Source organism: Croceitalea vernalis (assembly GCF_031846405.1).
GTDB classification, from domain to species: Bacteria; Bacteroidota; Bacteroidia; order Flavobacteriales; family Flavobacteriaceae; genus Croceitalea; species Croceitalea vernalis.
The window spans coordinates 1,395,022-1,418,748 of the sequence record NZ_JAVRHU010000001.1 but is presented as its reverse complement, the minus strand read 5'-3'; the positions used below and the strand labels follow the sequence as shown (position 1 = coordinate 1,418,748).

General features: G+C 35.0%; 23 protein-coding genes. 10 read left to right on the top strand and 13 right to left on the bottom strand.

The features are described from left to right. Nucleotides 1-115 precede the first annotated feature (115 nt). Nucleotides 116-1,252 (top strand): polysaccharide lyase family protein, encoded by a 1,137-nt coding sequence (locus tag RM520_RS06390; protein ID WP_311387372.1) that lies wholly within the window; start codon nucleotides 116-118, stop codon nucleotides 1,250-1,252. A 4-nt stretch (nucleotides 1,253-1,256) separates the two neighbouring features. On the opposite strand, the gene RM520_RS06385 is transcribed toward RM520_RS06390, so the two are convergent. The 8 genes from RM520_RS06385 to RM520_RS06350 all read right to left on the bottom strand — a co-directional run bounded on the left by RM520_RS06385 (nucleotide 1,257) and on the right by RM520_RS06350 (nucleotide 8,803). Beyond that, on the bottom strand, nucleotides 1,257-2,261 hold the full coding sequence (locus tag RM520_RS06385; protein ID WP_311387371.1) for an FAD:protein FMN transferase: 1,005 nt from the start codon (nucleotides 2,259-2,261) through the stop codon (nucleotides 1,257-1,259). A 5-nt stretch (nucleotides 2,262-2,266) separates the two neighbouring features. Further along, complete coding sequence (locus tag RM520_RS06380; RefSeq protein ID WP_311384872.1) at nucleotides 2,267-2,638, bottom strand: DUF8840 domain-containing protein; 372 nt, start codon at nucleotides 2,636-2,638, stop codon at nucleotides 2,267-2,269. A gap of 77 nt (nucleotides 2,639-2,715) precedes the next feature. Further along, entirely contained in the window at nucleotides 2,716-4,023 is a 1,308-nt protein-coding gene (nqrF, locus tag RM520_RS06375; protein WP_311384871.1) for an NADH:ubiquinone reductase (Na(+)-transporting) subunit F, read from the bottom strand. Nucleotide 4,024: 1 nt separating this feature from the next. Then, nucleotides 4,025-4,768, bottom strand: coding sequence for an NADH:ubiquinone reductase (Na(+)-transporting) subunit E (nqrE, locus tag RM520_RS06370; protein WP_311387370.1), 744 nt, complete (start codon nucleotides 4,766-4,768; stop codon nucleotides 4,025-4,027). Between the two features lie 10 nt (nucleotides 4,769-4,778). Beyond that, on the bottom strand, nucleotides 4,779-5,426 hold the full coding sequence (locus RM520_RS06365) for an NADH:ubiquinone reductase (Na(+)-transporting) subunit D (RefSeq protein ID WP_311387369.1): 648 nt from the start codon (nucleotides 5,424-5,426) through the stop codon (nucleotides 4,779-4,781). 1 nt (nucleotide 5,427) lies between these two features. Continuing rightward, a complete protein-coding gene (locus tag RM520_RS06360; RefSeq protein WP_311384868.1) occupies nucleotides 5,428-6,177 on the bottom strand; it encodes a Na(+)-translocating NADH-quinone reductase subunit C in 750 nt (249 codons plus the stop codon). Nucleotides 6,178-6,179: 2 nt separating this feature from the next. Further along, the gene (locus tag RM520_RS06355; RefSeq protein WP_311384867.1) at nucleotides 6,180-7,448 is read right to left on the bottom strand and encodes an NADH:ubiquinone reductase (Na(+)-transporting) subunit B; all 1,269 of its coding nucleotides are present in this window, start codon (nucleotides 7,446-7,448) and stop codon (nucleotides 6,180-6,182) included. 2 nt (nucleotides 7,449-7,450) lie between these two features. Then, nucleotides 7,451-8,803 (bottom strand): Na(+)-translocating NADH-quinone reductase subunit A, encoded by a 1,353-nt coding sequence (locus RM520_RS06350; protein WP_311387368.1) that lies wholly within the window; start codon nucleotides 8,801-8,803, stop codon nucleotides 7,451-7,453. A gap of 151 nt (nucleotides 8,804-8,954) precedes the next feature. Here RM520_RS06350 and RM520_RS06345 point away from each other — a divergent pair, with 151 nt between their 5' ends. The 7 genes from RM520_RS06345 (at nucleotide 8,955) to RM520_RS06315 (ending at nucleotide 15,711) form a co-directional block, all read left to right on the top strand. Continuing rightward, the gene (locus RM520_RS06345; protein ID WP_311387367.1) at nucleotides 8,955-10,199 is read left to right on the top strand and encodes a type IX secretion system plug protein; all 1,245 of its coding nucleotides are present in this window, start codon (nucleotides 8,955-8,957) and stop codon (nucleotides 10,197-10,199) included. Between the two features lie 15 nt (nucleotides 10,200-10,214). Then, nucleotides 10,215-11,426 (top strand): DUF3667 domain-containing protein, encoded by a 1,212-nt coding sequence (locus RM520_RS06340; RefSeq protein WP_311384864.1) that lies wholly within the window; start codon nucleotides 10,215-10,217, stop codon nucleotides 11,424-11,426. A gap of 3 nt (nucleotides 11,427-11,429) precedes the next feature. Then, nucleotides 11,430-11,816, top strand: coding sequence for a Co2+/Mg2+ efflux protein ApaG (gene apaG / locus RM520_RS06335; RefSeq protein WP_311384863.1), 387 nt, complete (start codon nucleotides 11,430-11,432; stop codon nucleotides 11,814-11,816). Nucleotides 11,817-11,888: 72 nt separating this feature from the next. Beyond that, nucleotides 11,889-13,517, top strand: coding sequence for an L-glutamate gamma-semialdehyde dehydrogenase (gene pruA, locus RM520_RS06330; RefSeq protein ID WP_311387366.1), 1,629 nt, complete (start codon nucleotides 11,889-11,891; stop codon nucleotides 13,515-13,517). A gap of 90 nt (nucleotides 13,518-13,607) precedes the next feature. Further along, nucleotides 13,608-14,372, top strand: a complete 765-nt coding sequence (locus RM520_RS06325; RefSeq protein WP_311387365.1) for a creatininase family protein — start codon at nucleotides 13,608-13,610, stop codon at nucleotides 14,370-14,372. A gap of 303 nt (nucleotides 14,373-14,675) precedes the next feature. Next, the gene (locus tag RM520_RS06320; protein WP_311384860.1) at nucleotides 14,676-15,188 is read left to right on the top strand and encodes a DinB family protein; all 513 of its coding nucleotides are present in this window, start codon (nucleotides 14,676-14,678) and stop codon (nucleotides 15,186-15,188) included. Nucleotides 15,189-15,294: 106 nt separating this feature from the next. Further along, on the top strand, nucleotides 15,295-15,711 hold the full coding sequence (locus RM520_RS06315) for a hypothetical protein (RefSeq protein ID WP_311387364.1): 417 nt from the start codon (nucleotides 15,295-15,297) through the stop codon (nucleotides 15,709-15,711). Here RM520_RS06315 and rsmG read toward each other — a convergent pair. Continuing rightward, nucleotides 15,684-16,319: a 16S rRNA (guanine(527)-N(7))-methyltransferase RsmG gene (gene rsmG, locus RM520_RS06310; RefSeq protein ID WP_311387363.1), complete on the bottom strand. Its 636-nt coding sequence runs from the start codon at nucleotides 16,317-16,319 to the stop codon at nucleotides 15,684-15,686. The genes RM520_RS06315 and rsmG overlap by 28 nt on opposite strands. Before the next feature lie 112 nt (nucleotides 16,320-16,431). Between rsmG and RM520_RS06305 the strand changes: the two genes are divergently transcribed. Together RM520_RS06305 and RM520_RS06300 are read left to right on the top strand one after the other, a co-directional pair. Beyond that, nucleotides 16,432-17,532 (top strand): fatty acid desaturase family protein, encoded by a 1,101-nt coding sequence (locus RM520_RS06305; RefSeq protein WP_311384857.1) that lies wholly within the window; start codon nucleotides 16,432-16,434, stop codon nucleotides 17,530-17,532. Between the two features lie 14 nt (nucleotides 17,533-17,546). After that, the gene (locus tag RM520_RS06300) at nucleotides 17,547-18,734 is read left to right on the top strand and encodes a pyridoxal phosphate-dependent aminotransferase (RefSeq protein WP_311387362.1); all 1,188 of its coding nucleotides are present in this window, start codon (nucleotides 17,547-17,549) and stop codon (nucleotides 18,732-18,734) included. A 25-nt stretch (nucleotides 18,735-18,759) separates the two neighbouring features. Here the strand turns inward: RM520_RS06300 and RM520_RS06295 are convergent, their stop codons facing one another. The 4 genes from RM520_RS06295 to trkA all read right to left on the bottom strand — a co-directional run bounded on the left by RM520_RS06295 (nucleotide 18,760) and on the right by trkA (nucleotide 23,692). Then, nucleotides 18,760-19,821: a proline racemase family protein gene (locus tag RM520_RS06295; protein ID WP_311387361.1), complete on the bottom strand. Its 1,062-nt coding sequence runs from the start codon at nucleotides 19,819-19,821 to the stop codon at nucleotides 18,760-18,762. Then, the gene (gene lhpI / locus RM520_RS06290; RefSeq protein WP_311387360.1) at nucleotides 19,821-20,777 is read right to left on the bottom strand and encodes a bifunctional Delta(1)-pyrroline-2-carboxylate/Delta(1)-piperideine-2-carboxylate reductase; all 957 of its coding nucleotides are present in this window, start codon (nucleotides 20,775-20,777) and stop codon (nucleotides 19,821-19,823) included. The genes RM520_RS06295 and lhpI overlap by 1 nt, the downstream gene beginning before the upstream one ends. Before the next feature lie 75 nt (nucleotides 20,778-20,852). After that, nucleotides 20,853-22,310, bottom strand: coding sequence for a TrkH family potassium uptake protein (locus RM520_RS06285; RefSeq protein WP_311387359.1), 1,458 nt, complete (start codon nucleotides 22,308-22,310; stop codon nucleotides 20,853-20,855). Nucleotides 22,311-22,342: 32 nt separating this feature from the next. Next, nucleotides 22,343-23,692 (bottom strand): Trk system potassium transporter TrkA, encoded by a 1,350-nt coding sequence (gene trkA / locus RM520_RS06280; protein WP_311384852.1) that lies wholly within the window; start codon nucleotides 23,690-23,692, stop codon nucleotides 22,343-22,345. Nucleotides 23,693-23,727 lie beyond the last annotated feature (35 nt).

Sequence of the window (23,727 nt, the reverse complement as noted above, 5' to 3'; positions counted from 1 at the left end):
GTAATATGGTATTAGTTGATGAATTTACAGATAAAACAATAGTTTTTGAGAAAATCTGAGCGCAAATTATGTGATATAAAGAATTGAGCTCGACCTTAATCCAAATTAGAAATAAATGAAAAACTCGATTCAATTAATTTTAAAAAAAGTGGCCGTTTTGGTTCTAGTTTTCACAGCACTTTTATCATTGAGTTTTTGTAGCAGTCAGGAGGATGAACAGCCGACAACATTTGTCCCAACAAATACTGATATTTCAGTTACCACATCCGAAAGCCTTTTAATTTGGATAGATGGCAATGACCTGATTCAAAAGCTGGAAAACTCTATTAGTTATAATTATGGCGATGCCTCTCAAAGTCAAACTGAAAAGTCTTTAGTTATATCAAGTGATTCTACTTCCGCTATAGCATCCATCAACTTTAAACAAGAATTTTCAAACCTATTTTCGGATACTAACGTGGCAAATAACTCAGTCACCATTTCATTAGAAAAAGAGATTATACAAAATAATGCAGTTATTTTAAAAGCAGATGGACCTGGCAATACATATGATTTAATTACATCAGTTTTGGCTCCTGGCAATAATCCTATTGAAGTACCAGATTGTAACCACTCAGAATTTGGAAATCATATTGATGAAGTATTTGATAGCGAATTGAATGATAATATATTTCGTTTTTATATACATACAACACCAGATAATGACCGCTGTTTAAATTTTGATAGACAACGTAATGAAATAAAAACTTATGATAAGTCACCTGATAATTTATTGGGTATTGAAAACGAGACGGTAGTTTACACGTGGCTGTTCAAGTTACCTGAAGGTTTTCAATCTTCCCCTAATTTCACGCATTTACATCAACTTAAATCTGTTGGAGGGGACTTTAGTAGTATGCCAATGTATACCCTAACTACCAGAAAAGGAAGTCCAGACCGACTGGAATTACGTTATGCTGAAACAGATACTCAGATAACGCTAAAACAAACAGATTTGGCAACCTTAATTGATGTTTGGCTTGAAGTTACTGAAACTATAAGCTATGGTGCATCCGGTACCTATGCAATCTCTATTAAAAAAGTGATTGACGGTACTGTTTTATTCGAATATGCAAACAATGATATTATTAACTGGAGGCCCGAAGGGAGTTTTGTAAGACCAAAATGGGGTATCTATAGAAGTTTACTAAATGCACAAGACCTTAGAGATGAAACGATTCTTTTTGCAAATTTTAGTGTAGAAGAATTATAACTAATTAGTTTTTGACCAAAGTTTTAAACCCATCTGTCATAAATTGTTGGGGCCTATCATATTCATCTAAATAAATTATATAAGCATCGAGCTCTTGATTATTTTCAAGTAAACTTTTCGATTCTTCTAAATCAAGAGTCATAAAAGTTGTTGCATAAGCGTCGGCAATAGCACAGTTAGAGGCAAGAACACTTGATGCTAAAACTCTTGAATTCTTTGTGTATCCGGTTTTTGGGTCAATGGTATGAACATATTTTTCACCAGTTTCAGGATCAATTCTGAATTTTCTATAATTACCAGAAGATGCTAAAGCTTTATTTCTTAAAGTAATTATAGCTGAAGTTCCTCTTTGTAGAACATCATTAGGGTTGTCAATACCAACGGTCCAATCTTTAGCGGTTACAGTATTATGTCCTTGGGTTAAAACTTCACCACCTACTTCAATTAAGTAATTTTCTATTTCTCTATTATTTAATAAAACGCCTAACCTATCAATCGCATAACCCTTAGCAATAGCATTAAAATCAAAACGTATTTCTGGATGCAATTTTTTTATAGTGCCGTTTGGACTAAGTTTTACTTTATTCCAGCCAACAAAATTTAAAAGACTGTCAATTTTTATACTATCTAATTGAATTTGTTTACCTGGCCCAAACCCCCATGCATTTGCTAGAACACCAACACTTGGATCAAAATAACCATCTGATGTCTCATAAACTTGAGTTGAGAGTTCAAAAACTTCTTTAAACATAGTATCTACGACTACTGTTGTGTCACCATCATTTATTTTAGAAATATCCGAATCAGGAATATACGTAGACATTGATTGATTTATCACCTGAAATACTGAGTCAATCTCCTTTTGAAAATCAACCTCTTTATGAGCGATATATATTATAGAATAAGTCGTACCAAGTGCATTACCAATATTTTGATTTTTAATCCAACTAGATTTTTCTTGACAACCAGCAATAACCAAAATGATGAAAACTAAAATCACTTTTTTCATACAGCTTATTTTATTTCAACCAAACCATCATAATCCACAACATACTCTTCATTCAAATATACTGGCAAATTATGATCTTTAGCATTTACCAAACCTACCGCAGCATAAAAGGTACGAGCTTCAAATTTTAAGGCATGGTCTCGCATCTTATTTAAATCTGCCCTGAAAAATTCCATATCCTTAGGGTCACCAGGATATTCAATTCCTTTCACAACCACAAAACTCATCTTTTTGTCCTTCGTACATACGAATTGTGGATTTTTTCTAAGTTCACTGTTAACGGCTAAAAACTCGTAACCATCATTTTCAAGTTCCTTACCGACTATATTCATAGCCAAATTATGCAATTCTTGTTCTGTCAGTATTCGTTGTTCCATTCTAATAAAAAAGCCGATACAAAAAGTATCGGCTCATATTTTTGTTTCTTGCTAACACAAGAATATTAATTTAATGCTTATCCACCGAAATCATCAAATCTGATATGCTCATCAGGAATTCCAAAATCTTCTCCCATTTTTTGAACAGCTTTATTCATCAATGGTGGGCCACAAAAATATAATTCAATATCCTCAGGTGAATCGTGATGATTCAAATAATTATCGATAACACAATTATGAATAAAACCTACAAACCCATCACCAGGGGCATCAATACTTTCTTTTACTTTCCAATTATCTTCTTCCATTGGTTCAGATAAGGCTAAATAAAATTTAAAATTAGGAAACTCCTTTTCCAGTTCGTAAAAATGGTCTAGGTAAAACAATTCTCGTTTTGAACGTCCTCCATACCAATAGCTTACTTTTCTATTCGTTTTTAGTGTTTTAAATAAGTGATAAAGATGAGAACGCATTGGAGCCATACCAGCACCACCACCTACATACAACATTTCTGACTCAGACTCATTAATAAAAAATTCACCATAAGGTCCTGAAATTACCACATCATCGCCTGGTTTTAAACCAAAAATATAAGAAGAAGCGACTCCAGGGTTTACATCCATCCATCCATTCTTAGATCTATCCCAAGGTGGAGTAGCAATACGAACGTTAAGCATTATCTCTCTGCCTTCTGCTGGAAAAGATGCCATTGAGTATGCTCTTTCTACCAACTCTGGGTTTTTCATAACTAAAGGCCACAAGTTAAACTTGTCCCATTCAGCCTGAAACTTATCAGGAGTATCGTGTTCCTCTGGGTGCGCGGTAATATCAATATCTTCAAACTTCACTTCGCATTCCGGAACTTCGATTTGAATGTAACCTCCTGCTTTGTATCCCATGTCTTCAGGAATTTCTACAACAAACTCCTTGATAAAAGAGGCTACATTATAATTACGAACCACTTTAGCCGGCCACTTTTTAATACCAAAAACCTCTTCAGGGATTGTGATATTCATGTCTTGCTTTACCTTTACTTGGCATGCCAAACGTGCACCGTGCTGCAACTCCTTTCTTGAAAAATGTGGTGTTTCTGTAGGTAAAGCTTCACCACCACCTGAAAGAACATGGCATTCACATTGAATACAAGTTCCACCTCCACCACATGCGGAAGGTAAAAATACTTTCTGAGCACCTAAGGTTGTTAGTAATGTCGAGCCCGAAGCTACTTCAATCTTTTTTTCTCCATTTATTGTTAACGTAACTGGACCAGAAGGGGACAGTTTTTCTTTTGTAAATAGCAATAATGCTACTAACATTAACAATAAAATCAAAAATGCAACTACGGTTATTAGAATGGTACCACCAGTACTTGTAGCTAATATCATCTTATTCGTTTATTACATCGTTATAAGAGACTGCTTTTTCATCGTCCTCAATCTCCTCTTTAATTATTTTTTCTTCTTCGACTTTTTCAGCAGTCGTTGCTTCTGTTCCTTCAGGCGGTTCATTATCACCAGTTAACATTCCACCAAAACTCTGAAAACCAATACCCATTAACCCTGTAATAATGAAGGTAATACCCAGTCCGCGCAGTGGCGCAGGAACATTTGAATATCTTATCTTTTCACGGATTGCCGCAATAGCTACTATCGCCAAGAACCAACCTATACCTGAACTAATCCCATAATTTAATGCTAAACCTAATGATGGAATATCTCTCGCTTGCATAAATAATGACCCACCTAAAATAGCACAGTTTACAGCAATTAAAGGCAAGAAAATACCCAGAGAATTGTAAAGCGACGGTGAAAATTTCTCAACAACTATTTCAACCAATTGTACCATTGTTGCAATAGTTGCAATGAATAAAATAAATGATAAAAAACTCAAATTATAGTCCGCGTACTCTGGTCCTAGCCAAGCCAAGGCACCATCTCTTAGTAGATATTGATCTAACAACCAATTCAAAGGCACCGTAACTGCCAATACAAATATTACAGCAGCTCCTAAACCTACGGCGGTACTTACTTTCTTTGATACCGCTAAATAAGAACACATTCCTAAGAACACGGCAAAAACCATGTTATCTATAAAAATGGATTTAAAAAATAATTCTAAATGTTCTAACATAATACTTTATTTATGCCTCTTCAATTAATGTCTTATTTCTTGAACGTTGAATCCATATAATGACACCTACAACGATTAATGCAGCTGGAGGTATTATCATGAAACCATTATTCTCATACCCAATAGAGTATAAACCTGTTTTTGCAATCGGATCACCTAATACTGGTATTCCAAAAAGTGTTCCCGAACCAAGTAATTCTCTAATAAATCCTACTATAATTAGAATGATACCATAACCCAATGCATTACCAATACCATCTAAAAATGATCTCCAAAGACCATTCCCAAGCGCAAATGCCTCAAATCGTCCCATGATAATGCAGTTCGTAATAATCAATCCAACGAATACCGAAAGCGTTTTACTTAATTCGTAGGCAAATGCTTTGAGCACCTGATCAACCACAATAACAAGAGTCGCTACAACGATGAGCTGCACAATAATTCTGATTTTTGAAGGGATGATGTTTCGTAACATAGAAATTACAACGTTACCAACACCCATAACAAAAAGTACAGATATCGCCATTACTACAGAAGCTTTAAGCTCTGCTGTAATTGCTAAAGCAGAACAAATACCTAATACCTGAATGGTGATAGGATTATTGTCTGCTAAGGGGTCTAATATGAGATTTGCATCTTTTTTTGAAAGTAGCGCCATCTTAGTTGTTTCTTATGGTTTCTAAATAAGGCTTATATGCCTTTAAAGTTTCTTTTATCATAGCAGCAACACCATTACCTGTAATGGTAGCTCCTGCTAAGGCATCAACCTCGTTGTCTTCTTTGTTGTCATTCAACGGGTCGTTGTTAGTTTTCGATACATTGATACCAGCATAACTATTTCCGTCTAAAATTGATTCTCCAATAAAGTCGTCCATAAAAAATCTCATTTTTATGTTAGCTCCTAAACCTGGAGTTTCTGCTTTATGGTCAAAATAGACCCCTTGAACAATCATATTTTTGTCAACCGATATAAAACCCCATATAGCATCCCAAAGTCCTTTACCATACATTGGTAATATATAAGTCTGTTTACCATCTTTTTCACCAACAAAAATTGGTAAACGGGCTTCGCCGCCATTCTTTAATGTTGCCATTTCTTTCTTAACATCAATTAAGAAAGCTTGTTCATTCTTCTGAACTTCGCCATCCACCAAAATGTACTGCTCTTTGATTGTTTCAGAAAATTTTGTTTCTACAACATCAGTAGGAATACGATTTACTCCGCTATCTGGAGTATTTTCATTAACTCCCATAGCATAAAGAATATTCTGTTGTTTTTCAAAACGTTCATTTTCTTTAATTCTTTCGCTAAGCCCAGAGGCCAAAAATGCTAATACAGAGCCGACGATAATTACCATTACCGCTGCAAAAACTACTGTATAAACGTTCTTTTCAGTATTAATAGCCATAATTAAACAGTTTCTGCTTTAAGTTCTTGTGCTTTTCCATCTGAAGGTTTTGGAAAGATGGTAGCATTCTTTAATCGCTTCATTCTTTTTCTAACATTACCTTGAACAACATAATGATCAATTGTAGGTGCAAATACGTTCATTAGTAATATTGCCAAAAAGACGCCTTCTGGATATCCTGGGTTAAACACTCGAATCATTACAGAAATGAATCCAATGAAAAATCCGTAAATCCATTTACCTTTATTCGTTTGAGAACCTGTTACCGGATCTGTAGCCATGTATACAATACCAAAGGCTAAACCGCCAACAATTAGATGTTTCCAAAATTCAAATTGCATTAATCCATAGAACTTGCTGTATGAGGGAATCCATTCAGCATCTACTATACCGTTGAATATTAAACCCATTACCAATGAGCCTATTACGGCACTAACCATTATTCTCCAACTAGCTATTTTCGTGAAAATCAGAAATAATCCGCCCAACAAGATTAAAAAAGTAGAAGTTTCACCTACAGAACCAGGTATAAAACCAAAGAACATATCTGATAAGGAATAGGAAAAATCACTTGTATTACCTTGGGCTAAATACCCTAAAACAGTCTCACCAGATATTGCATCTGCAGAACCAGCTTGTACAACCCCATCCTTAGCGCCATGCACCCACACCTTGTCTCCACTCATCCATGTAGGATATGCAAAGAATAAAAATGCTCTAATTGTAAGTGCAGGATTCAAGATGTTCATTCCTGTACCTCCAAAAACTTCTTTTCCGATTACCACGCCAAATGCAACAGCTACAGCTAGCATCCATAATGGAGTATCAACTGGAACAATAAGTGGTACCAGCATTCCGGTCACTAAATAACCTTCTTCAACTTCATGACCTTTTATAACTGCAAAAATAAATTCTATTAAAAGACCTACTCCGTAAGAAACTATTACTAAAGGTAGAATTGTAATGGCACCTAACCAGAAATTATCCCAGGTGATAAAGTGTTCCATCACTGAAAAATCTGTTGGAAAACCATTAATTGCAGAATAATGCTGATAACCGGCATTAAACATCCCAAAGATTAAACAAGGTACCAACGCCATAATGACCGTATTCATGGTACGTTTTAAATCATCAACTGCTCTAACATGACTGCCAGAATGCGTTGTCTCATTTGGTGCGTATAAAAAAGTATGAATAGCATTAAAGGCAGGAGCCATTTTCTTGCCTTGATACTTTAATTTTAACTGGTGTAATTTTTCTTTCATGCCCATTTTTATCCTATTTCTTGGTACATTAAATCAAGTCCTTCCCTAATAATTTGTTGATGAGGTTGTTTTGAAATACATATGAACTCCGTAAGTGCAAAATCTTCTGGAGCTACTTCATACATTCCAAGCTGCTCCATTTCATCTAAATCCTTAACCATACAAGCTTTCAAAAGTTGTAACGGATATATATCTAATGGAAAAACCTCTTCATATTTACCCGTGACCACAAAAGCTCTATGCTCACCATTTGTATTTGTATCTAAATCATACTTCTTCTTTTTACTTAACCAAGAAAAAGTTAACGCTCTTGTTGAAGATATTTTATTAAAAACAGGTTTGTTCCACCCAAAAAATTCGTAATCGTCTCCCTCCGGTATCGCTGTTACTGTAGTGTTATAAAAACCTAGATAACCATCAGGACTCACTTTTGAACCTGTTAAAACATCTCCATTAATTAATCTAAAATTTTCACCATTAACACCACTAGCATATAAAAATGTTGCAACCTCAGCTCCTATCTTAGTGGTAAAATATTTAGGTGTTTTAACCGAAGAACCTGCAAGAGCTATTGTGCGCTCCGCATTAAACTTACCAGTTAACAAATATTCACCTATGATTACCAAGTCTTGAGGAGAAACGGTCCAAACAACTTCACCCTTGTTAATTGGATCTATTTTATTTATTTGAGTTCCTACCAATCCTGCCGGATGTGGTCCAGAAACCTTGTGCAGTGAAACTCCTTCAAGGTTAGAAAATGGCGATGCAGATTTGTTGGCTATTGAAACATGCACCTTACCTGGTGTCATAATATTTAGAGCAGAAATTGCAGCTTGCAATTCAGCTTCTTTACCTTCTAATACATAATCAACATCAGCTGCTAAAGGCGCTGTAGTGGCCCCGGAAATAAATATAGCTTTTGGTGTCGCATCTGGATTTGCGATTACATCATAAGGTCGTTGCTTAATAAATGCCCAACAGCCTGATTCTAATAAACTAGCTTTAATTGTTTCTGAGTCTGCAGCCTTTAAATCAACCGCTTTGGAAGAATGAAAAACTTGTTCTTTATCGGCTAAAATTTTAATTGTTAAAATGCGTCGTCTTGCACCCCTTAAAACCTCAACCACTTCACCACTTACCGGTGAAACGAATTTCATTGCCTCAATATTTTTGTTGTAAAAAAGGGGTTCACCAGCTTTTACCTCACTACCCTCTTTCAATAATAACTTTGGTGTAATACCATGGAAGTCATTTAGATTTAAAGCATAAACATTACTTAAAACGGCTTTGGAGGTAGTCTGTTCAGCAGCCCCGACAAGGTTGATATTTAAACCTTTCTTAATTCGGATGTCTTTGGACATATTATTGTAGACCTTTGGTTAACAAAATTGCTTGCAAATTTACTACTAAAACAACAAAAAATGCAATTATTATCTAGAAATTTGGGAATACAACGAGCTTAATTTGTTGGGCATGCTTTTTGTTTACCTTTACTCAAAATATATGCTTTAAATGCGATTTTTACTTAAACAACTTTTGTTTTTTCTAATTTCTTTTTGTGCTTTCGCACAAGTACAAGAAGAAATTAATCCTCCTACTAATATTAAGTCAATCATTTTTAAAGGGCCCACCGAAGATCAATTTCCGGTAGTCAAGCTCGGTGAGAACATTAATTTGGAGTTTGATGATCTTACCGCAAGTGAACAGGACTATTATTATAAAATAATACATTGTGACTATGATTGGTCTCCATCTCAACTATTGAAATCTCAATATTTAAATGGAATAGATAATCAGCGAATTGTTAATTATGAAAATAGTTACAACACCCTTCAACCTTATTCCAACTACCAGTTAACGATACCTAATAACGAAGTACAGCTTAAGGTTACTGGTAATTTTGTTCTTGAAGTTTATAATACGTACCGTGAACTCCAGTTTTCTAGACGTTTTGTCGTTTACAAAGATGTAGTTAAAGTTGGAGGAGTTGTGAAGCGTTCTCGTGATTTTGAATTTCTAAACACTAAACAGGTAGTACAATTCAATATTAATACTGCAGGTTTTCCAGTGGTTAATCCCAAACAAGAGGTAAAAGTTGCTATCATTCAAAACCACTATTGGCCTACAGCACTTTATAACATAAAACCTCAATTTACCTTAGGTACCGAGTTGGTTTATAAATATGACCAAGAAACCAGTTTTTATGGTAGTAATGAGTTTTTAAACTTTGACACCAAAGACCTGCGTTCACCCACTTTTGCAATTGCGAATATTGAATTTAAAGAATTGTACCATCATTATCTTTTTGCCAATCAATTTAGAAAAGATAGGTCTTACACTTTTTTCCCTGATATTAACGGTGATTTTGTGGTTCGTACGCTTCAAGGGGAAGATGTCTCGAGAGAAGCAGAATATAGTAAAGTGCACTTCTCGCTTCCTTATGAGCCTGAATTAGGTCTTGATAATGTTTATGTGTATGGTAAATTCAACAACTATGAACTTAGCGAAGAAAACCTAATGTCCTATAATGAGGAAACAGGAAACCTCGAATTAGAATATCCAATCAAACAAGGCTTTTATAATTATAAATATGTTGTAGAAAAAGAAGATGGAACTCTTGCTCCAAATCAGATAAGCGGAGATTTCCACTTTACTGAGAACAACTACCTCATTTTAGTGTATTACCGAGATTTTGGAGATTTCTACGATAGTTTAATAGGTATTGGGTCAGCGAATTCTCAAACCATTAGCAATTAATTATATTTGAAGGCCATGGAAGATGTGCCTAAAAATAAAGAAACACGATTAATATCTAAAGGACGTTACGAACTAAAATTTAGAGGGACCGCATGTCTGAACTGTGGTCACATTTTAGATATTAGTGACAAATACTGCCCAAACTGCTCTCAGGCAAACAGCACTAAAAAATTAGTGTTGAAAGATTTTTTTGATGAATTCTTTTCTAGCCTCATTAATTACGACTCCAAGTTATTAGCTACACTCTACGCGATGTTGGCCAAACCAGGGTCAATTACTAGAGATTACATAAATGGAAAAAGAATTGCCTACACTAATCCTTTTCGGTTTTTATTGAGTTTGGCATTCCTCTATTTTTTAATGGTAAGTTTTGGTGGAGCATTTTCTAGTCTCGATAATCTAAATCTTGACAAAGAACTCAAAAAGAATGGACCGGCATCATTTTCTTTTAGTAATGATGAAAATGAGCAAGAAAATGACAGCACTGCTTCTATTAACCAATTAGAGAATGTTTTCAAAGGTTTAGACTCACTTAAAACTAGTGACCCCGCTGTTGCAAAAAACCTTAAGGGTTTAGATTCTCTAGAATACAATATAAAAAAGTGGGAAGCCAAAGAAAGAAAATCAGACTCCTTATTGGCAGCGAATCCCAAGAATTACTTTGAAAAACTTGAATCTGATAACGCTGATTTTTACGATAGAGCAGAATTCTTTTTCCTTATGCTAAAGAATGATTCCATAAGTGATTATAATGAGGCAAAAGAGAAATATAGTGTTCAGGGTAGCTGGAAAAACAGAATGGCTTTCAATATTGGCAATAGTACTTTACGGGTTTCTAGGCAGCCAGGAAGCTGGTTAAATGACACTATTGCAAAACTACCATTTGTCATATTTTTCTTTTTACCCATCTTCACAATATTCGTTTATGTGGCGTACATCCGAAAAAAATTCACCTATACCGATCATTTGATCTTCAGTTTTCACAACCAATCATTATTATTTATCTTGCTCATCCTTAGTTGGATAATTGACACCATATTTGATTGGTCGACAGCTGGTTTATTCTTATTGATTTTTGGAATATATCTTTTTCAAGCCATGAGAAAATTTTACAACCAAGGTTTTATTAAAACTAGTATTAAATACTTGTTTTTGAACTCAATATTTACGTTTTTAGCAATAATAACCGTATTATTATTGGGCATCGGAAGCGCTTTTACCTACTAAACTATGATTACTCAAGTCACCAAAGGAATTAAAGTATCGGTTCAAACTTCTTTTGAAGGAACTTTTTTTAAGAATTACAAAATGCACTATGCATTTGGTTATACCATTACCATTGAAAATCAAGGTAAAGACCCTGTTCAATTGACTGCTAGACATTGGGATGTTTTTGATTCTTTAAAAGAAATGGAAACTGTTGATGGTGAAGGAGTAATTGGTAAAAAACCGGTAATACAACCAGGAAAGTCGCACACCTACAGTTCGGGTTGCCTTTTAGCTTCGCCTATTGGGGCAATGCGTGGCTTTTATCAAATGGTTGATTTAGCCACAACCGAAGAGTTTGAAGTTGAAGTACCAACCTTTAAGTTCGCCGCTCCATTTGCAATGAACTAAAACGCTTTTGTTTTTCTTTCGAAATCGCTTTCATTACCTTTGCAGGAATTTATAACACTAAAAAATTCCACAATGGGTAAAGGTTTTTTTCAAGTTCCAACTGCAATTAATGAACCTATAAAAAGTTACGCGCCGGGCTCGTTTGAAAGAGAGGCCGTCTTACAACAATACAAATCATATTTCAATAGTCAAGTCGAAGTTCCACTATATATCGGTGGCGAAGAAATTGAGACTGGCGAAACTAAACCCATGTCTCCTCCGCACGACCATAAACACGTTGTGGGTCATTATCATACTGCAGAAAAAAGTCATATTGAAAAAGCAATATCAAACTGTTTAGAGTCGAGAAAGGCTTGGGCCGATTTAACTTGGGAACAAAGGGCTGCCATCTTTTTGAAAGCTGCCGAATTAATAGCCGGACCTTATAGAGCAAAAATTAACGCATCAACAATGATGGCACAATCAAAGACTATTCATCAGGCGGAGATAGATGCGGCTTGTGAGTTTATTGATTTCTTGCGATTTAATGTTGAGTACATGTCCCAAATTTATGAAGAACAACCTGACTCAGCAGAAGGAATTTGGAACCGAGTAGAATATCGCCCGTTAGAAGGTTTTGTTTATGCTATCACCCCATTTAATTTTACTGCTATTGCCGGAAATTTACCTGCAAGCGCTGCCATGATGGGTAATGTCGTTGTCTGGAAACCAAGTGACAGCCAAGTATACTCCGCTAAAGTTATAATGGACGTATTCAAAGAAGCTGGTTTACCTGATGGTGTAATCAATATGGTCATGGGTGACCCGGTTATGATTTCGGAAACCGTTTTAGCGAGCCCTGATTTCTCAGGACTGCACTTTACAGGCTCGACACATGTTTTTAAAGAATTATGGAAACAAATCGGAACTAACATTCATAGCTATAAAACTTATCCACGAATAGTTGGTGAAACAGGTGGAAAAGATTTCATTATTGCACATCCGACGGCAAAACCAGCTCAAGTAGCTACAGCAATTGTTAGGGGTGCTTTCGAATTTCAAGGTCAGAAGTGTAGCGCAGCATCTCGTGTTTATCTACCTAAATCTACTGCTGATAAAATCCTAAGCTTGGTCAAAAAAGATATCGAAAGCTTTAACAAACCAGGTTCGCCTGAAGATATGAGTAATTTCATAACTGCAGTAATTCATGAAGGGTCTTTTGATAAATTGGCAAAATTTATTGATCAAGCAAAAGCAGATTCAGATGCTGAAGTATTTGCAGGTGGTAATTATGACAAATCAAAAGGATACTTTATTGAGCCAACCGTAATTATAGCTAATGACCCAAAATACACAACTATGTGTACTGAACTTTTTGGACCTATAGTAACCATTTTTATTTATGAAGATCAAGATTGGTCCAAAACTTTAAAATTAGTTGATGGCACTTCGGAATATGCATTAACAGGTGCTGTGCTTTCAAAAGACAGATACGCAATTGACGAAGCTACTAAGGCCTTACAGAATTGTGCAGGTAATTTTTATATCAATGATAAACCAACTGGTGCTGTTGTAGGTCAACAACCTTTTGGTGGGGCTCGAGCCTCAGGGACAAATGATAAAGCCGGTTCGGCTCAAAATTTGTTGCGTTGGGTTTCACCTAGACTAATCAAAGAAACCTTTGTAACACCAGAAGATTATCGTTATCCATTTTTAGGATAATTCAAGTCTAAATAAAAAATGTAGCCGTTATTCCTGAAAAATCTTGGAATAACGGCTATTTTTATTAGCAAAGATTGTAAAACTCCTATTATGCCTAGACCATATGTATTAGCAGAAACCAATTGGAAACATTTAAAAGATGAGCAAATTGATTTAGCCATTTTACCTTGGGCGGCTACAGAAGCACATAACTATCACTTACCTTACGCCACTGATATTATAGAAGGTACTGCTATTGGTGAAGAATCCGCCAGGCTAGCTTGGGAACAAGGTGCAAAAGTTACTGTTTTACCCACTATACCTTTTGGCGTTAATACCGGACAATCAGATATCTACCTAGATATAAATTTGAATCCCAGCACTCAATTCGCAATACTAAAAGATGTAATTGAAGTTTTAAATAGACAGGGTATTTACAAATTTATGATTCTAAATAGCCATGGCGGTAATAATTGGAAATCAATAGTAAGGGAACTAGGCCTACTTTATCCAAAAATGTTTATCTGTGTTACTCATTGGCCTGTAATGCTGGACAGAAAAGAATATTTTGATGTTGTTGGAGACCATGCCGATGAAATGGAAACGAGCTTGATTCTTCATCTTACCCCAGAATTGGTTTTATCACAGAATGAATGGGGAGATGGTAAAGAATTAAAAAACAAAATAAAAGCCTTTTCCGAAGGATGGGCATGGACGGAACGCCCTTGGTCAAAAATTAGTAAGGATACTGGAGTTGGAAATCCTCATGGAGCAACAAAAGAAAAAGGAAAAAAGTTTTTTGAAGCTGTCTGTGCAAAAATGGGACAACTTTTTGTTGACATTGCACAAGCAGATGTTCAACATTTATATAAATAAATCGACTGCTCATAAAAACAATCCATTATGTCTAAAATGATTGTTTTTTAAAAGAAGAAAAAATATACTTTTTTGCCTCTTACGGTTGTGTGTTTAAGCCAAAGAAGACAATTATGACATCAAAATTCTTAAAAACTACAGGGCAAAAAATCTATTGAAAAATTTATAATTAAAAAACTTATTATTTAAATATAAGCTCTTAAACCTATTAAAAGTTTTATCTTTTCTAAAAGGATTTTTCTTACTTTTAGTAAGCTATTTTGATAGCTGTCAAAATAGCTTAACAATCTTAACATATTAAAAATGAAAAAATTAACAATCTTAGCTATGTTACTAATTACGGTAATAACATACGCGCAAGACAATTTAGCTCAAGCCACAATCAAAGGAGTCTTAACTGGTAATCAAGGACAAGTTGTGCAATTAGCAGAAGCCTTTTCTGAAGACCAATATGATTGGAGGCCTTCTGAAGGAGTCAGCTCTGTTGGAGAAGCATTATTACATGTCGCCGGTGCAAACTATTTTTTAGCAATGAAAATGGGATTTCCACCACCAGACGATGTAGATATGATGGCGATTGGTAAAATCACCGGTAAGGATAATATCATCGCTGCCTTAAAAAAATCCAATGAATTTGTTTTAAGCAAAATAATGATGGTAGAAAATGATGATTTAAGTACCGAAGTTGATTTTGGTTTTGCTAAAATGAACAAAATGGGAGGTCTTCTGGCTATGATGGAGCACAATGGCGAGCACAAGGGGCAATTAATTGCTTATGCACGTTCTAATGGTGTTGTTCCGCCATGGAGTAAATAATATTTTGAATAATCTCAAGTAAAAGGTGCCGATGGCACCTTTTTTAGTTTAACGGATTACCAAAGCAACCTTTAATCCTCAATTACATCATTTTTGAAAATAAATAATGAAAAAGACGATTCTGCTTTTTGGCTTCCTATATTTAATTTCCTGTTCTAACGATGACAATCTTCCGGTAATTTCCGCTTGTGATGTTACCAATCCAATAGAAGATTTACAATGGCTCAAAGGGTTAGCAGAAGAATTAGAGAAAACGGAAAGTGAATTGACTCAATATTTTTATATAGAACAAGCAGAATACCAAAACGAATCTATTTTTATTTCTAATAACTGCTGTCGTATTTGCAGTTCAATAGCCCCAATTTACGATTGTGAAGGTAATAAAATTGGTTTTCTAGGAGATGATAATTTTAATTCTTCCAGTATTTCAAACAGAATTGTGATTTATAGATTTTCAGAATTCGGCTGTGAAATAACTAATTCTATTTTACCTATCTATATTTTAAATTTTTGTGGTAGATAAACCACTTTTTTAGTGTCAAAAAAATCTTCTTCAAAATGCTCTGGTAAATCAAAAATCTGGGCATTTCTATATTCTTTTAACTCTTCTGTTAAATCCCCGCCTTTTAGATATAGAATACCATTTTTACGTTCATGTGATGAATCTTTCTTTATTTTCCCTTTTGTCCAATGAACAAATGTCGGCATGGCCGCAACAGCGCGACTCACTATAAAATCAAACTGTCCAGGCAAATCTTCAGCCCTTGTGTGATAAGCTTTAATATTTTCTAGTGCTAAACCATCAATTACCTCTTGTACAACTTTTATTTTTTTACCTATGGCATCTACCAAGGTAAATTGTGTTTTTGGAAATAAAATCGCCAATGGTATTCCTGGAAAACCACCTCCTGTACCAACATCAAGAATTTCTGCCCCTTCATTAAACTGTTGAATTTTGGCAATACCAAGAGAATGCAATACATGTCGTAGATACAACTCATCAATATCTTTTCTAGAAACGACATTAATTTTCTGATTCCAATCCTGGTATAACGCTTCTAGCGCCATAAATTGTTGCTTTTGAGCATCAGTGAGCGTCGTAAAATAATTAAAGATAATTTTTGCGTTCATTGACTTTCTGTTATTTTGGTTAAAAATAATACTTTTAGATTCCGTCAAGACGTTTTAAGGAAACACTAACTTTTTAGGAATTCAAATTAAGTACCTTTGTAAAAAATAATTTATGCACATGGAAACCATTCGTTTTTCAAGAAAAGACTCTGCACAATTCTTCAAGACTTTGAATAAGAGAGTTAACGAATACTTCAATGAAAATAAAATCAGAAAGACAGGTAATTGGAGATTACATCTAAAGACCATTGTCATGTTTGCATTATTTCTTACACCATATTTCTTAATACTAACTTTAGATTTACCTTTTTGGGGTTATGTATTACTTTCTATGGTTATGGGTGTTGGAATGGCCGGTGTAGGTATGAATGTGATGCACGATGGTAATCACGGTTCATATTCCAATAAAAAATGGGTCAACAAGTTTATGGGTGGCAGTATTTACATTCTTGCTGGTAATGTTTATAATTGGCAAGTGCAACATAATGTATTACACCATACTTATACTAATATTCATGAGCATGATGAAGACATGGAAGCTGGAAGAATTCTTCGTTTTTCAAAACATGCAGAATGGAAAAAACATCATAAATTTCAACATTTCTATTCTATATTTTTATATGGTTTATTAACCTTTAATTGGGCAATAACTACCGATTTTCAACAAATGTACCGTTATATGAAACGAAAACTTTCATATGGCAAGTTGCCTAGTCCGGCTATAAACTGGAGTACTTTGGTAATAACCAAAGTACTTTATTTAACTATCTGGATAGTATTACCTCTGTTATTTGTAGATATTCCTTGGTGGCAAATCTTATTAGGCTTTTTCATCATGCACTATGTTGCTGGAGTCATTTTGAGTGTTGTTTTTCAATTAGCGCATATCGTCGATGATGCACAGACTCCATTACCAGATGAAACTGGAACAATGAAAAATACTTGGGCAATACATCAACTTTTCACCACTGTTAATTTCGGTACTAAAAACAGAATAGTAAACTGGTTTACGGGAGGATTAAATCACCAAGTAGAACATCATATCTTTCCCAATATTAGTCATGTTCATTACACAAAAATTTCAAAAATTGTGAAACAGACTGCAAAGGAGTTTAATTTGCCGTATAATGAATATAAAACCACTAGAAAAGCTATAATTTCGCACTTCAAACATTTAAGAGAGTTAGGCAGACAGCCTGCATTACAGTACTAGAAATTACACTTGAAATGAGCAACCAACTTTCGGATAGGATTAACAGTGTTACTCCGTCCGCAACCCTTGAGATGGCCGCAAAGGCTCGAGAACTAAGAACTGAAGGCAAAGATATTATTGGATTAAGTCTAGGAGAACCAGATTTTAAAGTACCAGACTATATTCAAGAAGCAGCCATCCAAGCAGTAAAAGACGGCTACAATTCTTATACACCAGTAGATGGTTATGTGGAATTAAAAGACGCTATTATTACAAAGCTAAAAAGAGATAATAGCCTTAGTTATGACCGTTCTCAAATAGTAGTATCTACTGGAGCAAAACAAGCTTTATATAATGTCGCACAGGTTTCATTAAACAAAGGCGATGAAGTCATTTTACCATGTCCGTATTGGGTGAGTTATAGCGATATTGTAAAACTTGCAGATGGTGTTCCGGTTGAAGTGCCAACTTCAATTGAGAATGATTTTAAAATGACACCCGAGCAATTAGAAGCAGCCATCACAACAAAAACAAAAATGCTTTGGTATAGTTCTCCTTGCAACCCAAGTGGATCTATATACAGCAAAGATGAACTAAGAGCATTAGCTGATGTTCTAAAAAAACATCCAAAGATTATTGTTGTTAGTGATGAAATCTATGAACATATTAACTACGGTGTAACTTCACACGCTTCCATGGCTCAATTTGAAGACATGTATGATCGCACTGTTACCGTGAATGGAGTTGCAAAGGCATTTGCAATGACTGGATGGCGTATTGGTTACATAGGTGCTCCTTCATATATTGCTAGAGCCTGTAACAAATTACAAGGTCAGGTGACCAGTGGTGCTAATTGTATAGCGCAACGAGCTGTCATAACCGCTTTATTGGAGTTGCCTGAGCGCATTCAATATATGGTTGATGAGTTCAAGGAACGTAGAAAATTAATTTTAGAATTATTGAATGCAATTGACGGTTTTCAGTGTAATGAACCTGAAGGTGCTTTCTACGTATTTCCAGACATTTCTGCTTACTTTGGAAAGACTTTAAATGGAACCCTTATTAATAATGCTTCTGATTTTGCGATGTACTTATTAGAAAAAGCAAATGTAGCTACTGTTACTGGTGATGCCTTTGGAAACCCTAAGAGCATTAGAATTTCATACGCTGCTTCTGAAGATAATATTCGAGAAGCTATCTCTCGAATCAAATCAGTACTATAATTCATTTAATAGTTTAATTCCAATATCACCTTAATATAAATCCATTTTTCATTGGGTCCTTTGGGTCAATTACAAACGTTTGTATTCCCGTTATATAAGCAGTCCCTTCTACTTGAGGTATTACCGCCTTAAAAGGACCGTAGTCCTTTTCAGCGACTATACTTCCTTTAAATATTGAATTTGTGATACTTTCAATACACATAGTATCTCCAAAATCTAATTCTTTTCTAGCTTTATGAATTGCCATTCTTCCAGATACACCAGATCCTGTTGGGCAACGGTCCACTTCCCCTTCAGCAAAAACACAAACATTCTTACTATCAACTTTATCAGTCGTTGATTGGTCAATAAAAATAGTTCCATACAAAAAACTTAGTTCAGCCTCGAAAGGATGTTCTATTTCGTTATCCTTTTGCATGATGGCCTGTTTTATTGCCATTCCGGCATGGATTATTTTTTGGTATGATTCCTTTGTAAGGTCTAAATCTAATTGATTCTTTTGTAAATCTACATAAGCATAAAAAGCCCCACCATATGCCAAATCATAAGTGATTTTTCCATAATCTTCTAATAAAACCTCCTTATTTAGTCCTATTACAAAACTAGGAACACAATGAAAATGAACATGTAAAACCAACCCGTCCTTTATTGTAACAAAAGATGTAATTCTGCCGCAAGGAGCATCAATTTTTAATATGTTCTCTCCTTCAACTGCATCAATCCAATTTAATTGAATAGCAAGAGTAGAAATGGCAATAATAGCATGCCCGCACATGGTACTATAACCTTCATTATGAAGAAATAATATCCCAAAATCTCCATCTGAATCATTTGGAGGAACTATAATACAACCATACATATCTGCATGCCCTCTAGGCTCAAACATCAGTGCAGAGCGGAGGTCATCAAAATTATCTTTGCAATATCTTCTGTATTCTAAAACGGTGTTACCTTCTAATTTTGGAAAACCCTTCAAAATCACTCTCAAAGGTTCACCGCCAGTATGCATATCTATAGTATTAATCTGCAGCCATTCTTTAGGCACAGAAAAAGAACTACCTGCTACTATTCTGTCGTAAGTTTCCATCAATCGTTCATTTTGTTAAAGTAATACCGTGCTGCCACCAAATCTTCTAGTGCATGACCAACAGATTTAAAAACAGTTATTTCATCGTCATCTATCCTGCCTTTCTTTTGCTTTGAACACAATTGGAACAATTCAGCTTTAATATCATCTTTAGAAATAATGCCTTCTTTTAATGGAATTAAAATATCTCCGCTCTCATTCAAACCACCTGAATAACTATCGATAAAAATCGAAGCTTTTTTAATAGTTTCATTGTCAGCTTCGCGCATATTTGGGCGGTATGCTCCCACTAAATCTACATGCTGCCCTTTACGTAAATATTTCCCTAATACAAGAGGTGTTTTTGATAATGTTGCACAAGAAACTATATCAACCTTTGAAATTACTGATGCAATTTTAGATACCGCCTTTACCTCTATTTTTTCGCCATTCAATTTTTCTGCAATCAATTTAGCTTTTGTCGAAGTTCTTCCCCAAACAAAGACCTTTTTAATTGGTCTAACGGCAGCATGTGCCTGGATTAAATTTACTGAAAGAGCTCCTGTTCCAATCATCAATAAGGTTGAAGCACTTTTTTTTGACAAGAATGATGATGCCAATGCTGAAGTCGCTGCTGTTCTTTTAACTGTTAAGCTTTTAGCTTCAATAATTGCTTTCAACAACCCTGTAGTAGCATCTAAATAAAGATAGCTACCTTGTATTGAAGGAAGTTCAAACATTTCATTTTTTGGACTTACAGTTACTATCTTAATTCCCGCATCTTCACTTGGTTTCCATGCCGGCATTATTAATAGAGTAGATTCTTCCTTCACTTCAGGATTGGGAAAATGATGATGATGTCGTTTAGGAACTATGGTTGTGTTATTTGAGAAAGCGCTATCAAGTTCTTTCACTAATTCAATAAATGAAGTAGTGCTTTCTATAAAATTGGAATCTATTTGAACTGGTTGTTGCACCCACTGAAAATACAACAGTGCATTACAAAATGCAATGTTCAGGGATTATTATTGCATAAAAATCAAAGTTGGTTCTTATATTTTTTTCCAAAAATATGGAGTCATAATTATTAAGACTGTAAAAAGTTCTAGTCGCCCCAAAAGCATTAAAAAACCGCACCACCATTTACCAAAATCAGGTAGCTCACTGAAGTTCACCACTGGATTCAAGTCTCCTAAAGCTGGCCCAACGTTTCCTAGTGAAGAAGCAGCACCACCAATTGCTGATTCAAAATCTAATCCTAGAAAACCTAATACCAAAGCTCCAATTATAAATAATAACATGTAGAGCACAAAAAATGCAATGATATTATACACAATATGCTCGGTGACTGTTTTATTGTTATAACGTACCGGAATAATTGCGTTCGTATGCAAAGTTCTTTTGAATTCTAAAATTCCATTCTTTATAATTAATAGGTGACGCATTACTTTAATACCACCAGATGTAGAACCGGCTGACCCACCTAAAAACATTAGTCCAAAGAAAAATACAGTTAAAAACGGTGTCCAATTTGTAAAATCAGCAGTAACAAAACCGGTCGTTGTAACTATAGCAATTACTTGAAACAAAGCATGACGAAATGAACTCTCAACTTCACCGAAAACTTTTGGATGATAATCTGAAATAGAAACATCTGCTTGTAACCAAACAATTAAACTCGCAACAATAGTAAACCCAATAATAAAAAAAGAGTATACTTTAAATTCCTCATCTTTGAATATCCGCTGAACTTTTCCTGTGAAAGCAAAATAACTCAAAACAAAATTGGTTCCCGCTAAAAACATAAAAACAATAATAATATATTGTATTAGAGGTTGATTATTCCAATAAGCTACACTAGCATTCTTAGTTGAAAAACCACCGGTTGACAATGTTGCTAAGGCATGATTAATGGCATCAAAAAATGACATCCCGGCCAATTTTAATAAGATGGTTTCAGCTAAAGTATATCCAACATATATTAACCAAAGTCTTTTGGCGGTATCGGTAATTCTTGGATGAAGTTTATCTCCTACAGGCCCAGGCGCTTCTGCTGCAAAAAGTTGCATTCCACCTATTCCTAAAAGCGGTAAAATAGCAATAGCAAGAACAATTATACCCATACCTCCTATCCAATGAGTGAGACTACGCCAAAATAGAATTCCTTCGGGCAATGATTCTATATCATTTAGAATAGAGGCGCCGGTAGTGGTATAACCAGAGATTGTTTCAAAAAATGCATTCGTAATATTAGGGATAGTACCAGAAAAAATATACGGCAAAACCCCTGAAATTGACATAATCAACCAGCCAAAGGTTACAATTATATACCCTTCTTTTCGCTTTACTTCTTTACGATGACCTCTTGTATAGAACATAGCCATCACTCCCACCAACATGGTCACAATAGCCGCCATTGAAATATCAAGAGTAGCTCCGTCTTTGTAAATTCCGCTTACGAATGCCGCCAAGAGCATAAACCCTCCATTACAAAGTAATAGAAGTCCCATAATATGAAAAATGATTCGAAAATTAAGCCACATTATAAAAAGAGCTTTTCAATTTTTGGTATAGCCTTTGGTAGGCTACACACAACTACCTTATCACCTTCAGCTATCTTAAAATCACCTAAAGCAATAATTCCTTTTCCATTTCTTATTACGCCACCAATTATAGCTTCTCTTGGAAAATCAAGTTCTTTAATAAGCTCGTTATTTACTGCCGAAGTTCCTTTCACTTCAAACTCAAGAATTTCCGCATTAAGGTTATTCAAACGAGTCAAAGCTAAAACCTCACCTCTGCGTATATATCTAAAAATATTATTCGCAGCTAAAAGCTTTTTATTGATAAGTGTATCTATACCAATAGATTGTGATAGTTGAAAATAATCCATGTTTTCAACCAAGGCTATAGTTTTCTTAATCTTCTTAGACTTGGCAACAAGGCAAGACATGATATTGGTTTCGGAATTACCCGTTACAGCGATAAAGGCGTCCATGGATTCGAGACTTTCTTCCTCCAGTAGTTCAACATTGCGACCATCTCCATTAATTACAAGGGCGTTGGGCAAATCATCAGCTATGTCAAAAGCCTTTTCTTTATTTTTTTCAATGAGCTTAACATTAAACTTGCTAGCACATAGCTCTCTAGCAGTTTTAAAACCAACTTTACTGCCACCGAGAATCATAACATTCTTGATATCTTTCTTTTGAACGCCCGCTAATTTATATAACTCATCAACTCCGCCAGCCGAAGTAATAAAATATACTTGATCACCTTCTTTAAAAACGGTATCCCCTCTTGGGATAAGAGTGAACTGGGTGCCCTTGCGCTGTAATGCTATGGGCATAAAGTGCAACTCTGGAAATATATTAGCTGCTTCTTTTACCATTTTGCCTACAAAAGGAGCTGATTTAGGCAGAAACATACCTACCATAGTCAATAGTCCTTCCTCAAATTCATAAGTATCATTAAAAGCAGAGCGATTTAGTAATAATTGAATTTCTGAAGCAGCAAGTTCTTCCGGAGAAATTAATTCATCAATACCAAGCTCTTCAAATTTTATTAACTCTTTATTATCTACAAATTCAGTATTTGAAATACGAGCAATAGTTTTTTTGCTTCCTAATTGCTTTGCTAAAAGACAAAGTGTAAGATTGGTTGTTTCTGAAGCAGTGACCCCAATCACTAGGTCAGAAGCACCAACTTTAGCATCTTGCAAAACTTCAATTGAAGTGGCATCACCTTTTAAAACTCTTATATCTAAATGGTTATCTGCATAAGAGAGACTTTCCTTATCAGTATCAATTAAGGTGATTTCTTGTGCTTCATAAGACAATAACTTCGCCAAATGAAAACCTACTTCACCAGCACCTGCAATGATTATCTTCATTACTTAAAGAGTAGTTTAAAACTAAAACTGTTAAT